This is a genomic window from Pseudomonas sp. S5D5, assembly GCF_003013355.1.
Taxonomy (GTDB): domain Bacteria; phylum Pseudomonadota; class Gammaproteobacteria; order Pseudomonadales; family Pseudomonadaceae; genus Aquipseudomonas; species Aquipseudomonas aylmerensis.
Map to the genome: position 1 here is coordinate 1,494,250 of NZ_PTEO01000001.1, position 14,553 is coordinate 1,508,802.

Below are 14,553 nucleotides of genomic sequence, written 5' to 3' on the forward strand. Positions count from 1 at the left end.
GGCTCATGTTCAAGAAGACACTAGGCACTCTGGCGCTCGCGATGGCGTTCAGCAGCGTGGCACTCGCCGAAGAAGTGAAGATCGGCTTCCTGGTCAAGCAGGCCGAAGAACCCTGGTTCCAGACCGAATGGGCCTTCGCCGAAAAGGCCGGCAAGGACCAGGGTTTCACCGTGATCAAGATCGCGGTGCCCGACGGTGAGAAGACCCTGTCGGCCATCGACACCCTCGCGGCCAACGGCGCCAAGGGCTTTGTGATCTGCCCGCCGGACGTGTCCCTTGGCCCGGCGATCATGGCCAAGGCCAAGCTCAATAACCTCAAGGTGCTGGCGGTCGACGACCGTTTCGTCGACGCCAAGGGCAAGCCTATGGAAGACGTGCCCTACGTCGGTCTGGACGCTTACAAGATCGGCCAGAAACAAGGCGAAGCCATGGCCGCCGAAGCGAAAAAACGCGGTTGGGACTGGAAAGAAACCTACGCCGTGATCAACACCTTCGACGAGCTGGAAACCGGCAAGAAACGCACCGACGGCTCGGTGGAAGGCCTCAAGGCGGCGGGCCTGCCGGCTGACCATATCCTCTTCAGCGCGCAGAAAACCCTCGACGTCCCCGGCAGCATGGACGCCACCAACTCGGCGCTGGTGAAGCTGCCCAGTGGTGCGAAAAACCTGCTGATCGGCGGCATGAACGACAGCACCGTGCTGGGCGGCGTACGCGCCACGGAAAGCGCCGGCTTCAAGGCGGCCAACGTGATCGGTGTCGGCATCAACGGTACCGATGCAATCGAGGAATTGAAGAAATCCAATACCGGTTTCTACGGCTCGATGCTGCTGAGCCCGGATGCCTCGGGCTACAAAACCGCCAGCGCGATGTTCGAGTGGGTCACCAAAGGCACCGAGCCTGCGAAGTTCACCGCCCTGGACAATGTCACCCTGATCACCCGCGACAATTTCAAGCAAGAGTTGAGCAAAATCGGGCTGTGGAAATGAGCGGCGCGGCCCTGCGTTTCAATGGCATCGGCAAGGAGTTTCCCGGTGTGAAAGCCCTGGCGCAGATCAGCTTTGAAGCGCGGCCGCATTCGGTACATGCGCTGATGGGCGAGAACGGCGCCGGCAAGTCGACCCTGCTGAAGATTCTCGGCGGCGCCTACCTGCCGAGCAGCGGCACGCTGCAGATCGGCGAGCAGACCATGGACTTCAAATCCGCCGCCGACAGCATCGCCAACGGCGTCGCGGTGATCCACCAGGAGTTGCACCTGGTGCCGGAAATGACGGTGGCGGAGAACCTGTTCCTCGGGCATTTGCCGACGCGTTTTGGCGTGGTCAATCGCGGGCTGTTGCGCCAGCAGGCGCTGGCCTGCCTCAAGGGCCTGGCCGATGAGATCGACCCCGACGAAAAGCTCGGGCGGCTGTCCCTCGGGCAGCGCCAACTGGTGGAAATCGCCAAGGCGCTGTCGCGGGGTGCGCATGTGATTGCTTTCGACGAGCCGACCAGCAGCCTGTCCGCCCGCGAGATCGACCGCTTGATGGCGATCATCACGCGGCTGCGCGACGAGGGCAAAGTGGTGCTCTACGTGTCCCATCGCATGGAAGAAGTGTTCCGCATCTGCAACGCCGTCACGGTGTTCAAGGATGGTCGCTACGTGCGCACCTTCGAGGACATGAGCACGCTGACCCACGACCAACTGGTGACCTGCATGGTCGGCCGCGACATCCAGGACATCTATGACTATCGCCCGCGCGAGCAGGGCGAGGTGGCGCTGAAGGTCGAGGGGCTGCTCGGCCCGGGCCTGCGTGAGGCGGTCAGCCTGCAAGTGCACAAGGGCGAGATCCTCGGGCTGTTTGGCCTGGTCGGTGCCGGGCGGACCGAGCTGTTCCGGTTGCTCAGCGGGTTGGAGCGCGCGACCGCCGGCCACCTGGAATTGAACGGGCAGGCGCTGCCCTTGCGCTCGCCCCGCGATGCCATCGCCGCTGGCGTGTTGCTGTGCCCGGAGGACCGCAAGAAGGAGGGCATCATTCCGCTGTCCAGCGTCGCCGAGAACATCAACATCAGTGCGCGTGGTGCGCATGCCACGTTTGGCTGGCTGCTGCGCGACGGCTGGGAGAAGGGCAACGCCGACAAGCAGATCAAGGCGATGAAGGTCAAGACGCCGAACGCCGAGCAGAAAATCATGTACCTGTCGGGGGGCAACCAGCAGAAGGCCATTCTCGGCCGCTGGCTGTCGATGCCGATGAAAGTACTGCTGCTGGACGAGCCGACGCGTGGCATCGATATCGGCGCCAAGTCGGAGATCTACCAGATCATCCACAACCTCGCCGCCAGCGGCATCGCGGTGATCGTGGTGTCCAGCGACCTGATGGAAGTGATGGGCATCTCCGACCGCATCCTGGTGATGAGCGAAGGCGCCCTGACCGGCGAACTGACCCGCGATCAAGCGGATGAAGCACGGCTGCTGCAACTGGCGCTCCCGCGTTCGCGGGCTTGAAGAATAAGAGGGTTTGGCTATGTCTCAGGTAAAAACTGCAAAGGGCTTCTGGCCGGGTTTCAACCAGCGCAAGTTTCTCGATGACTGGGTGATGCTGCTGGCGGCACTCAGCATCTTTGTGCTCAGCGCGTTGTTTATCGACAACTTCCTCTCGCCGCTGAACATGCGCGGCCTGGGCCTGGCGATTTCCACCGTGGGCATCGCGGCGTGCACCATGTTGTTCTGCCTGGCGTCGGGGCACTTCGACTTGTCGGTGGGCTCGGTGATCGCCTGCGCCGGCGTGGTGGCGGGGATCGTGATCCGCGACACCGACAGCGTGGTGCTCGGGGTGTCCGCCGCCTTGGCCATGGGCCTGGTGGTGGGGCTGATCAACGGTATCGTCATCGCCAAGCTGCGCATCAACGCGTTGATCGCGACCCTGGCGACCATGCAGATTGTGCGCGGCCTGGCCTACATCTTCTCCAACGGCAAGGCCGTCGGGGTGATGGACGAAGGCTTCTTCGTGTTCGGCAACGGCCAACTGATGGGCGTGCCGGTGCCGATCATCATCACCGTGCTGTGCTTTGTGTTCTTCGGCTGGTTGCTCAACTACACCACCTACGGGCGCAACACCATGGCGATTGGCGGCAACCAGGAAGCGGCGCTGCTGGCCGGGGTGAACGTCGACCGCACCAAGATCATCATCTTTGCCGTGCACGGTTTGATCGGCGCGCTGGCCGGGGTGATCCTGGCCTCGCGCATGACCTCGGGCCAACCGATGATCGGCCAGGGTTTCGAGCTGACGGTGATCTCGGCCTGCGTCCTGGGCGGGGTCTCGTTGAGCGGTGGTATCGGCATGATCCGTCATGTGATTGCCGGGGTGCTGATCCTGGCGATCATCGAGAACGCGATGAACCTGAAGAACATCGACACCTTCTACCAGTATGTGATCCGTGGTTCGATCCTGTTGCTGGCGGTGATTATCGACCGCATGAAGCAACGCTAAAGTCGTGCCCTGTGAAGATCAAAATGTGGGAGCTGGCTTGCCTGTGATAGCGGTGTGTCAGCCTGCACATTTACTGGCTGACACGCCCTCATCGCAGGCAAGCCAGCTCCCACAGTGGATCTCCTCTGTTCAGGAGGGCTGCATTTGCCATAATGGCGCCGTTTTCGTACCACCACATAGGCCCGATATGCAGGAAAACGCCCACACTCCCGTCAAAGACGCTGCGCCTACCGGCACCCAGACCCTGCTGCGTGGCCTGGGCGTGGTACAGGCGGTGGCGGCCGGTGCGCGGGATCTGAAAGAGATCGCCAAGCGCATCGGCACCACCCGCAGTACCACGCACCGCCTGGCCAGTTGCCTGGTGGAAGAGCGCTACCTGCGCGTGGTGCCGCAGGTCGGTTACCTGCTGGGGCCGAAGTTGATCGAGCTGGGGTTCCAGGCCCGCGAAGAGTTGCCGCTGGTGACCTTGGCCATCCCGTATCTGGATGAACTGTCGGCGCTGACCGGCGACACCATCCACCTGGCCATTCGCGAATACGATGACGTGCTTTACCTGCACAAGAATCCAGGCCGCAACGGTCCGGAAATGCGCTCGCGGGTGGGCCATCGCATGCCATTGGCGCGTACCGGTGTGGGCAAGGCGATGCTGCTGGATGACACCGCGCAGGAATGGCAGCGGCTGTACGAAGCCAGCCTGCCGGCGGGAGGCAAGAGCCTGCAATGGCCGCAGCACCCGGAACAGACCTGGGCGCAGTTCGAGCAGCGCATGCATGAATACGTGGTTGGGGGCTACGCGTTCGATCTGGAAGACAACGAACCGTCGATCCGTTGCGTGGCGGCACCGGTGCGCGATGCCAGCCGGCGAATCGTCGCCGGCATCAGCATCGCCAGTACCGTGCCCTACATGCCGCTGGAGAAAATGGCCGAGCTGATCCCTGTGATCAAACAGGTCGCGGCCCGGCTTTCCGCGGAGTTGGGCGCGAAGGCCTGATCAGGCCTTCAGGGTCGCCATGTCGATGACAAAGCGGTACTTCACATCACCGGCGATCATGCGGGCGTAAGCTTCGTTGATCTGGCGGATGTCGAGCATTTCGATGTCGCAGGTGATGCCATGCTCGGCACAGAAATCCAGGACTTCCTGGGTTTCGGCAATGCCACCAATCAACGAACCGGCCAGCACTTTACGCCCCAGCACCAGCTTGGCCGCATTCACCGGCGGGTCTACCGGCTCGATCAGGCCGACCAGGATGTGCACGCCGTCAAAGCGCAGTACATCGAGGTAGGGGTTGAGGTCGTGTTGTACCGGGATGGTGTCCAGCAGGAAGTCGAAGCTGCCGGCGGCGGCCTTCATCTGCTCGGCATCGGTGGACACGATCACGTGATCGGCGCCCTGGCGACGGCCTTCTTCAGCCTTGCTCGCCGAACGGGTGAACAAGGTCACTTCCGCGCCCATGGCCTTGGCAAACTTGATGCCCATATGGCCCAGGCCACCCATGCCCAGCACGCCGACTTTATCGCCGGCCTTGACGCCGTAGTGCTTGAGCGGCGAGTAGGTGGTGATGCCGGCGCAGAGGATCGGCGCGGCGCTGGCGAGGTCGAGCTTGGCTGGAATCTTGACCACGAAGTGCTCGCTGACCACGATGCTGTCGGAGTAGCCGCCCATGGTGTTGCTGCCGTCGACGCGGTCGGGGGTGGCGTAGGTCATGGTCGGGCCTTCGAGGCAATATTGCTCCAGGTCCGATTTGCACGCGTCGCAGTGGCGGCAGGAGTCGACCATGCAGCCTACGCCGACCAGGTCGCCGACTTTGTGCGCGGTGACGCTGGCGCCGACGGCAGTGACTTTGCCGACGATCTCGTGGCCCGGCATCAGTGGGTACACGGCGATGCCCCACTCGTTGCGTGCCTGGTGGATGTCGGAGTGGCAGACGCCGCAGTAGAGAATCTCGATGGCCACGTCATCGGCACGTGGGCTGCGACGTTCAAACGACATGGGGGCGAGGGGAGTGGTGGCCGACTGGGCGGCATAACCGATAGCGGTGTACATGGATAAACCTCGCAAAAGCTTGGACTGGGGAGGTGGCGCATTCTGCGCGCCGACCCCGGGTGCGACCATGGCAAATGCTCCGAGTCTCATGCCTAAAGCTCCGGAGGAGCAGCTAAAAGCGGCAAGCTGCAAGCGGCACGCTATAAACTGCGGACATTCTTGCAGCCTGTGGCTTGAAGCCAGCTGGCCTGCACCAAGACGTATCTTTGCGAGAGCTGCTTTTATGTTGTTGACCCGCCATCTCGATGCCAACGCCACGCTGGTTTCCTTGATTGAGGGGCTCACGCCCTGCGACGGTTTCTCCCCGACCCACTTGCCCGGCGTGCAGGTCTTGCGCGCCAGTTGCGACGTGGCGCGCGGGCCGCAGATCTATGAGCCGAGCCTGATGTTCGTGGCGCAGGGCAGCAAGGTCGCCTACCTGGGCCCGCGCACGCTGGAGTACGGCGCCGGTCACTACCTGATCCAGGCGATGCCGGTACCGTTCGAATGCGAGACCTTTGCCATGGCGCCCGACGCCCCGTTGTACGGGGTGACAGTGGGCATCGATCGGGTGGTATTGGGTGAGTTGGTCATGGCCATGGGCATGCAGGCCGGGCCGCCGCCGACGGCGCAGACCCTGGAATCGATGAGCTCGGTGGTGCTCGACGATGCGATGCGCGGCTGCGTCGAGCGGCTGTTGCAGTGCCTGCACGATCCGCTGGAAAGCCGGATCATGGGCCCGGCGCGGGTGCGCGAATTGTTGTTCACCGCCTTGCGCGGGCCCCAGGCCGATGTACTGCGCGCACTGGTGGAACAGCAGGGGCAGTTTTCGCGGATCGCTACCTCGTTGAATCACCTGCATGCCCATTACGCCGAGCCGCTGAATATCGAGACATTGGCGGGGTATGCGCACATGAGTGCGTCGACGTTCCATGAGCATTTCAAGCGCTGTACCTTGCTGTCGCCGGTGCAATATCTGAAACGGCTGCGTCTGCTCAAGGCCCAGCAGTTGCTGCTGGTCGAAGGCATGGGCGTGGCGCAGGCGGCGCATAACGTGGGATACCAGAGCACGTCGCAGTTCAGTCGCGAGTACAAGCGCTACTTTTTGCGCAACCCCGGTGAGGAGCGGGCTGCCTGATCACACCTCGCTCAATGTGGGAGCTGGCTTGCCTGCGATGGCGATGGGTCAGCTAAAGATGGGTTGACTGAGACTCCGCTATCGCAGGCAAGCCAGCTCCCACAGTTGATATATGTTGCCCATAAAAAAGGCTCCCGATTGGGAGCCTTTTTGTTCGAGCGACGGACTTACATGTTCGGGTAAGTCGGCCCGCCTGCGCCTTCCGGCGTGACCCAGGTGATGTTCTGCGAAGGATCCTTGATGTCACAGGTCTTGCAGTGCACGCAGTTCTGGGCGTTGATCTGGAAGCGTTTTTCGCCGTCTTCCTTGGTCACTACTTCATACACGCCGGCCGGGCAGTAACGCTGTGCCGGTTCATCGTAGAGCGGCAGGTTGGTGCCGATCGGGATGCTCGCGTCTTTGAGCTTCAAGTGGCACGGCTGTTCTTCTTCGTGGTTGGTCCCGGAGATGAACACCGAGCTCAACTTGTCGAAGCTCAGCTTGCCGTCGGGTTTCGGGTAGTCGATCTTCTTGCTGTCCTTCGCGAGCTTGAGGCAGGCGTAGTCCGGCTTGGTGTCGTGCAGGGTGAACGGCATCTTGCCGCCGAGGATGTTCTGGTCGAACCAGTTGAAGCCGGCGCCGATGATCGGACCGAACTTGTGCATCGCCGGGCCGAAATTGCGGCTGGCGAACAGCTCTTCGTAGAGCCAGCTGGACTTGAAGCTGTCGACGTAGGCGGTCAGTTCATCACCGCCTTCGGACTCGGCAAACAGGCGGTCGGCCACGGCGTCGGCGGCGAGCATGCCGGACTTCATCGCCGTGTGGCTGCCTTTGATCTTGGCGAAGTTCAGGGTGCCGAGGTCGCAACCGATCAGCGCGCCACCTTTGAAGACCATCTTCGGCAGCGAGTTCAGGCCGCCTTTGCAGATGGCGCGGGCGCCGTAGCTGATGCGCTTGCCGCCTTCCAGGTACTGCGCCAGCACCGGGTGATGCTTGAGGCGCTGGAACTCGTCGAACGGCGACAGGAAGGTGTTGCTGTAGGACAGGTCGACGATCAGGCCGACGACCACCTGGTTGTTTTCCAGGTGATAAAGGAACGAGCCACCGGTGTTCTCGGCGCTCATGATGTCCAGCGGCCAACCGGCGGTGTGCACCACCAGGCCTGGCTGATGCTTGGCCGGGTCGATTTCCCAGATTTCCTTCAGGCCGATGCCGTAGTGCTGGGCGTCGGCGTCGCTGTCCAGGTTGAAACGCTGGATCAGTTGCTTGCCGATGTGGCCACGGCAACCTTCGGCGAACAGCGTGTACTTGCCACGCAGTTCCATGCCGGGGGTGTACAGGCCTTCTTTCGGATTGCCTTCGCGGTCGACGCCGAGGTCACCGGTGATGATCCCGCGGACCACGCCGTTTTCGTCGAACAGTGCTTCCTGGGCGGCGAAGCCTGGGTAGATTTCCACGCCCAGGTTCTCGGCCTGCTGGGCCAGCCAGCGGCACAGGTTGCCCAGGGAGATGATGTAGTTGCCTTCGTTGTGCATGGTCTTGGGCACGAAGAAGTCAGGCACCTTGGTGGAGGCGTCGGGGCTGCGCAGTACATAGATGTCATCGCGCACTACCGGGGTGTTGAGCGGGGCGCCGAGGGCTTTCCAGTCCGGGAACAGTTCGTTCAGGGCGCGGGGTTCAAACACGGCACCGGAGAGGATGTGGGCGCCGACTTCGGAGCCTTTCTCGACCACGCAGACGCTGATTTCCTTACCGGCTTCGGCGGCCTTCTGCTTCAGTCGGCAGGCGGCAGACAGTCCCGCCGGGCCAGCGCCGACGATGACCACGTCGAATTCCATGTATTCGCGTTCCACAGGCTATCTCCTACTCAAGGCTCAACAGGCTTTTTTTTCTAATGGGTGGAGGTTCGGTGTCGTATCCATCATCACTGTGCCAAATGGCAGGGGATGACCCACCTTTCTCTCTAGGTGGCGCATTATATCTACACCACTGTCAGCGTCCAATACAAACGTTTGTTTGAATTGCCCGCAGGCTAGGTAAATCAAAGAGGCGCGGCTTATGACTGGCTATTTTGCCGTATTGACCAGAATAGGTGTTCCGGTCAATATACGGTCGGTTTTGCGCTTACCGTAGGCAGACTGCAGGTTTCAAGAGCACGTCCAAAAGCAAGACAGGTGACGCGCGTCCAAACAATGGCGCGCAGTTTACACGCTGCGATAAAGAATGACCTCTCAGTCACCACTGACGAACGGTCGTCACTTCCCGTGAGCAAGGTCACTCGCCGAGGTTTTTGGAGGTGCCCTTGTGTGCCGATGAGCATCAACCGCCAGGTTCGCCTAGGCGACTTTCTTTTCACCGGAGAGTAACGAGGAATCCATGAAGGTTCTTGTAGCTGTCAAACGCGTTGTCGATTACAACGTGAAAGTTCGCGTCAAGGCGGACAATTCCGGCGTCGACCTCGCTAACGTCAAGATGTCGATGAACCCTTTCTGCGAAATCGCCGTGGAAGAAGCCGTACGCCTGAAAGAGAAAGGCGTGGCGACTGAAATCGTCGTGGTTTCCATCGGCCCTACCACTGCTCAAGAGCAGCTGCGTACCGCACTGGCACTGGGCGCCGACCGCGCCATCCTGGTGGAATCCGCTGAAGAGCTGACCTCCCTGGCCGTGGCCAAGTTGCTCAAAGCCGTTGTCGACAAGGAACAGCCTCAGCTGGTGATCCTTGGCAAACAGGCCATCGACAGCGACAACAACCAGACTGGCCAGATGCTGGCTGCACTGACCGGTTACGGCCAGGGCACCTTCGCCTCCAAAGTCGAAGTGAGCGGCGACAGCGTGGCTGTGACCCGTGAAATCGACGGCGGCGCACAGACCGTTTCGTTGAAACTGCCGGCCATCGTCACCACTGACCTGCGTTTGAACGAGCCGCGCTACGCGTCCCTGCCAAACATCATGAAAGCCAAGAAGAAGCCGCTTGAGTCGGTGACTCCAGACGCTTTGGGCGTTTCCACCGCCTCCACCAACAAGACCGTCAAAGTCGAAGCGCCTGCTGCACGCAGCGCGGGTATCAAGGTCAAGTCGGTGGCTGAACTGGTCGAGAAACTGAAAAACGAAGCGAAGGTAATCTAAACATGACTATCTTGGTAATCGCTGAACACGACAACAAGGTGCTGGCCCCGGCTACCCTGAACACTGTGGCGGCCGCTGCGAAAATCGGTGGCGACATTCACGTATTGGTAGCAGGTCAAGGCGCTGGCGCCGTGGCTGACGCCGCTGCGAAAGTGGCTGGCGTGAGCAAAGTACTGCTGGCCGACAACGCCGCCTACGCGCATCAACTGCCGGAAAACGTTGCCCCGCTGGTCGCGGAACTGGGTGCTGGCTACAGCCACATCCTGGCTGCGGCTACGTCCAACGGCAAAAACATCCTGCCACGCGTTGCTGCGCAGCTGGACGTTGACCAGATCTCCGAGATCATCTCGGTAGAAAGCGCTGATACCTTCAAGCGCCCGATCTACGCCGGTAACGCCATTGCCACCGTGCAATCGACCGCTGCCATTAAAGTGATCACCGTACGCGCCACCGGTTTCGATCCGGTTGCTGCTGAAGGGGGTTCGGCTGCGGTTGAAGCTGTTGCTGCTGCCCACGACGCTGGCACTTCCAGCTTCGTTGGCGAAGAGCTGGCCAAGTCCGATCGTCCTGAGCTGACCGCTGCCAAGATCGTCGTTTCCGGCGGCCGTGGCATGCAGAACGGTGACAACTTCAAACACCTGTACGCCCTGGCCGACAAGCTGGGCGCTGCGGTCGGCGCTTCCCGCGCGGCCGTCGACGCAGGTTTCGTACCCAACGACATGCAGGTCGGCCAGACCGGCAAGATCGTTGCTCCACAGCTGTACATCGCGGTCGGTATCTCCGGCGCGATCCAGCACTTGGCCGGTATGAAAGACTCCAAAGTGATCGTCGCGATCAACAAGGACGAAGAAGCACCGATCTTCCAGGTGGCTGATTACGGCCTGGTGGCGGACTTGTTCGAAGCCGTTCCCGAGTTGGAGAAGCTGGTCTAATCCAGTCGCTTCACTTATAAAGAGCCCGGTCCTTGTGACCGGGTTTTTTTTTGCCTTTGTAGATACCGACTTGCCGGCTCCTACAAGGGATGCGTTTGTGATGGGGAGAGTCTGTGATGGAATTGCGTCGGTGGGTGGTGCTGTTGCTGGGTGTGTCACTGCTTCCGAGCCTGACGCTGGCGGCGGGCAAATGTGAGCGCCTGGTGATCACCGGCAGCCCGGATGCACCGCCGTTGCTCTGGCGTGATCCCCAGGACCCCACGCACCTGATCGGCGCCACCGCCGATGTGTTGCAGCAAGTCGCCAAGGACCTCGGCTTGAAGGTCGACCTGCTCTACGGCGGCAAACGTTCCCTGGCCCTGGACGAAGTGCGCAGCGGGCGCATGGACATCCTCGCCGACGCACCGCTGAACCTGGGCGAGCTGGAAACCCTCGACTACATCCACCCGGCGCTGGTGCAGACCGACTATCTGGTGTGGACACGCAAGGACTCGGCACTGGTCTACAACACGGCCGCCGATTTGCAGGGCCACAAGGGCGCAGTGTCGGAGCGGGCACGCTTGAGCCGTGAGTTCGAAACCCTCGCCGATCAGCAACTCACCCTGCAACGTCTACCGAGCCTGACGCCGGCTTTCCAGAAACTGTTGCTGGGCGAGGTGGATTACGTGCTGGCCGGGCGTTACTCGGGCATGGCCATGGCCCAGACATTGGGCATGAGCAACGACCTGCTCGCCCGCGAAACCCCGATCGATCAGCCCGGCCTGTACCTGGCGATTTCCCACAACTCGGCCTGCAATGATCCGTGGTTGCGCGGACAGCTCGCCAAAAAGATGACAGAATTGCCCGGGTCTGGTGTGGCGGAAGCCGCGCTGCAGCGCAATCTCGAGCGTTGGAAAGCGCAATTGCAACAACCCGTCGGCACCCCAACAAAGTAGGGATTTTCAGTGACTCTTCGACCTCTTTTCGCGGCCCTCGCCGTTGTCGCTCTGGCGGGATGTGCAGCCGATCCTGCGCCGAATGAACAAATACGCCTCACCCAGCAAGCCTTGGAACAAGCCAGCGCCGTAGGCGCCAGTACTGATGACTCGCCCGAATTGAAACTGGCCGAAGACAAGTTTGCGCAGGCCAAGGCCGACATGGCCGATGAATCCTATAAAGACGCGCGCATGCAGGCCGAACAGGCCGAGCTGGATGCGCGCCTGGCTGAAGCCCGGATATTGACCCGCAAGAGTCAGGAACAACTCAACGTGCTCAACACCCGCATCACGCGTCTGCGCAAGCAATTGCAGTTGGGAGAAGCCCAATGAGCCCGATGATCCGTGCCGTGAGCTGTGTGTTGCTGCTGGGCAGCGCCGTGTTGGGCGGTTGTGCCAGCCATCCCAATGGCGAGCAGGCGCTGCAACAGGCCGGCAACGACTTCCAGAAGGTCAAGGAAGACGCCAATGTGCTGCGCTTCGCCCCCAAGGACGTGATCCGCGCCGGTGAGTCCCTCGCGCGTGCCGACCGCTTGTCCAGCTACTGGGGCAGCGGTGCTGACGTGGTGCATTACGCCTACCTGAGCCAGCGCTACAGTGCCATCGCTCGCGAGCACACTGAGCAGGCGCTCAACCAGGAGCGTGGCGCCAAGCTTGAATTGGAGCGCCAGCGCCTGCAGTTGGCCCTGCGTGAAAACAAGCTGATCAGCGTGCAGCAGCAGGGCAAATGGCTCGAAGAGCAGATCGCCAGCCTGGCCACCACCCAGACCGATCGCGGCCTGGTGATGACCCTGGGCGACGTGCTGTTCGATACCGGTGACGCCGAGCTGAAAAACTCGGCCAACCGCACAGTGCTGAAAATCGTGCAGTTCCTGCAACTGAACCCTAAGCGCGTAGTGCGCATCGAGGGCTACGCCGACAACACCGGCGGCGAGCAGGAAAACCTCAAGCTGTCGCGTGACCGTGCGCAATCGGTGGCCGATGTGCTGGTCGACCTCGGCATCGATGAAAAACGTATCCAGGTCGAAGGCTACGGCGACCAGTATCCGGTCGAGGCCAACGCCTCCGAGCGCGGCCGCGCGCAGAACCGTCGAGTGGAAATTGTATTCTCCGACGAAAAGGGCCAACTGGGCGCTGCCCGATAAAACGCTAACGCAGATCAAAATGTGGGAGCGAGCTTGCTCGCGAAGGCGGCGTATCAGTCACCCTTTAAGTGGCTGATGCACCGCCTTCGCGAGCAAGCCCGCTCCCACATTTCGTTTCGGTGCAGAGCTGGAATTCTATTCCCCCACCCCTACAGTTTTTACTGTCACTCCCGCCCGCGCTCGACTATTGTGGCAACTGTCCCCGTACACTTCTAAACTGTGCCGGTATGTTTCACACAAAAATAAAATACCCGTGAAATCGAGTGCTGCGTCATGACCAATCTGTTGCTTTACCAACGTATCGCCCAGCAACTGGCTGAGGACATCCGGCGCGGTGTCTATCAACCGGGTGAGCGCGTGCCTTCGGTGCGCAAGATGAGCTCCCAGCTCAACGTCAGCCATGCCACGGTGTTGCAGGCCTACGCCAACCTGGAAGACCAGGGGCTGATCCGGGCGCGGCCGCAATCGGGCTACTACGTGCACCAGACGCCGGCGCTGACGGCGCCAACGCCGGACATTGCCCGTGTCGAGCGTCCCGGGTTGGTCACCCGCAGCAGCATTATCCAGCAGGTATTGGGCGAGTCGCGCCGTGAAGGGGTGTTCCCGCTGGGCGCCGCCGTGCCGAGTGTCGATTACTTGCCGGTCCGCGCGCTGCACCAGCAGTTGGCCAAAGTCACCCGCTTCCAGAGCCCGCGTGCGTTCAGCTACATGTTCAGCCCGGGTTTCGAGCCGTTGCGCCGCCAAGTGGCGATTCGCATGCGCGACGCCGGCGTGGTGGTGGACCCTTCCGAGGTGGTGATCACCCACGGTTGCGTGGATGCGTTGCAGATGTCGCTGCGCGTGCTCACACGCCCAGGCGACCTGATTGCCGCCGAATCACCGACCTACTATGGCTTGCTGCAACTGGCCGACCTGCTCGGCCTCAAGGTCATCGAGATCCCCAGCGACCCGTCCACCGGCATGAGCCTGGAAGCCCTGCAACTGGCGGCCAACCAATGGTCGATCAAGGCCCTGGTGTTGACCACGCGCCTGAGCAATCCCCTGGGCGGCACCATGCCCGAGGAGCGACAGAAACAATTGCTGCGGCTGGCCTCGGACTTCGATATCCAGATTGTCGAGGACGATATCTACGGCGAGCTGATGTTCGAACTCGGTCGCACCAAGGCCCTCAAGGCCTATGACCGCCTGGACCGGGTCATCTACTGCTCGAGCTTTTCCAAGACGTTGTCGCCGGGGGTGCGCATTGGTTGGATGATCGCCGGCAAGTACCAGCAGGAAATCCAGCGCCTGCAGATGTTCAGTACCCATTCCGCCTGCAGCGTGACCCAGATGGGGGTGGCGGCGTACCTCGAGAACGGTGGCTACGACCGCCACCTGCGCTACATCCGCCAGGAATATCGCAAGAACCTCAGTGCTTTCCAGCTGGCGGTGCAGCAGTATTTCCCGGAAGGCACCCAGATGACCCGCCCGACCGGCGGCTTCATCCTGTGGGTCAGTTTGCCCGGACGGGTCAATACCCAGGAACTGCACGTGCGTGCCCTGCAACAGGGCATCAGCATTGCGCCAGGGTTGATCTTCAGCAATACCGAGCAGTTCAACCACTGCATCCGCCTCAATTGCGGCACGCCGTGGAACCGCGAGGCAGAGCGGGCGCTGATGACATTGGGGATGCTGGCCAGCCAGTTGTGCCAGGAGACGGCAGCGGGCTTTTGAGCGGCGTATCGGGGACAACTCCGATAGCTGGCTAATCACCACGCTTGTCATGCCGC

The 14,553-nt window shown here is 61.5% G+C and carries 13 protein-coding genes; 11 read left to right on the top strand and 2 right to left on the bottom strand.

The features are described 5' to 3' along the window. Positions 1 to 5 precede the first annotated feature (5 nt). The 4 genes from C9990_RS07150 to C9990_RS07165 all read left to right on the top strand — a co-directional run bounded on the left by C9990_RS07150 (position 6) and on the right by C9990_RS07165 (position 4,458). Positions 6 to 986, top strand: coding sequence for a substrate-binding domain-containing protein (locus C9990_RS07150; protein WP_106802874.1), 981 nt, complete (start codon positions 6 to 8; stop codon positions 984 to 986). Further along, positions 983 to 2,482: an L-arabinose ABC transporter ATP-binding protein AraG gene (gene araG / locus C9990_RS07155; protein ID WP_106802875.1), complete on the top strand. Its 1,500-nt coding sequence runs from the start codon at positions 983 to 985 to the stop codon at positions 2,480 to 2,482. Before C9990_RS07150 ends, araG begins: the two co-directional genes overlap by 4 nt. A gap of 19 nt (positions 2,483 to 2,501) precedes the next feature. Next, positions 2,502 to 3,467: an L-arabinose ABC transporter permease AraH gene (gene araH / locus C9990_RS07160; protein ID WP_025854166.1), complete on the top strand. Its 966-nt coding sequence runs from the start codon at positions 2,502 to 2,504 to the stop codon at positions 3,465 to 3,467. 187 nt (positions 3,468 to 3,654) lie between these two features. Beyond that, complete coding sequence (locus C9990_RS07165) at positions 3,655 to 4,458, top strand: IclR family transcriptional regulator (protein ID WP_065909342.1); 804 nt, start codon at positions 3,655 to 3,657, stop codon at positions 4,456 to 4,458. On the opposite strand, the gene C9990_RS07170 is transcribed toward C9990_RS07165, so the two are convergent. Then, positions 4,459 to 5,511, bottom strand: a complete 1,053-nt coding sequence (locus C9990_RS07170; RefSeq protein WP_106802876.1) for an NAD(P)-dependent alcohol dehydrogenase — start codon at positions 5,509 to 5,511, stop codon at positions 4,459 to 4,461. A gap of 223 nt (positions 5,512 to 5,734) precedes the next feature. Here C9990_RS07170 and C9990_RS07175 point away from each other — a divergent pair, with 223 nt between their 5' ends. After that, positions 5,735 to 6,628 (top strand): AraC family transcriptional regulator, encoded by an 894-nt coding sequence (locus C9990_RS07175; protein WP_065909348.1) that lies wholly within the window; start codon positions 5,735 to 5,737, stop codon positions 6,626 to 6,628. A 167-nt stretch (positions 6,629 to 6,795) separates the two neighbouring features. Here the strand turns inward: C9990_RS07175 and C9990_RS07180 are convergent, their stop codons facing one another. Further along, positions 6,796 to 8,460 carry an electron transfer flavoprotein-ubiquinone oxidoreductase gene (locus tag C9990_RS07180; RefSeq protein ID WP_065909350.1) on the bottom strand — a complete coding sequence of 555 codons (1,665 nt, stop codon included), beginning with the start codon at positions 8,458 to 8,460 and terminating at the stop codon, positions 6,796 to 6,798. A gap of 523 nt (positions 8,461 to 8,983) precedes the next feature. On the opposite strand from C9990_RS07180, the gene C9990_RS07185 reads away from it, so the two are divergent. From C9990_RS07185 to C9990_RS07210, 6 genes are all read left to right on the top strand, one after another. Then, entirely contained in the window at positions 8,984 to 9,733 is a 750-nt protein-coding gene (locus C9990_RS07185; protein ID WP_016973648.1) for an electron transfer flavoprotein subunit beta/FixA family protein, read from the top strand. A 2-nt stretch (positions 9,734 to 9,735) separates the two neighbouring features. Next, entirely contained in the window at positions 9,736 to 10,665 is a 930-nt protein-coding gene (locus C9990_RS07190; RefSeq protein WP_065909352.1) for an electron transfer flavoprotein subunit alpha/FixB family protein, read from the top strand. Positions 10,666 to 10,781: 116 nt separating this feature from the next. Continuing rightward, the gene (locus tag C9990_RS07195; RefSeq protein ID WP_106802877.1) at positions 10,782 to 11,600 is read left to right on the top strand and encodes an ABC transporter substrate-binding protein; all 819 of its coding nucleotides are present in this window, start codon (positions 10,782 to 10,784) and stop codon (positions 11,598 to 11,600) included. Positions 11,601 to 11,609: 9 nt separating this feature from the next. Beyond that, positions 11,610 to 11,972 carry a DUF4398 domain-containing protein gene (locus C9990_RS07200; protein WP_065909356.1) on the top strand — a complete coding sequence of 121 codons (363 nt, stop codon included), beginning with the start codon at positions 11,610 to 11,612 and terminating at the stop codon, positions 11,970 to 11,972. Then, complete coding sequence (locus C9990_RS07205) at positions 11,969 to 12,784, top strand: OmpA family protein (RefSeq protein ID WP_065909360.1); 816 nt, start codon at positions 11,969 to 11,971, stop codon at positions 12,782 to 12,784. The genes C9990_RS07200 and C9990_RS07205 overlap by 4 nt, the downstream gene beginning before the upstream one ends. Before the next feature lie 273 nt (positions 12,785 to 13,057). Continuing rightward, entirely contained in the window at positions 13,058 to 14,497 is a 1,440-nt protein-coding gene (locus tag C9990_RS07210) for a PLP-dependent aminotransferase family protein (RefSeq protein ID WP_017527404.1), read from the top strand. Positions 14,498 to 14,553 lie beyond the last annotated feature (56 nt).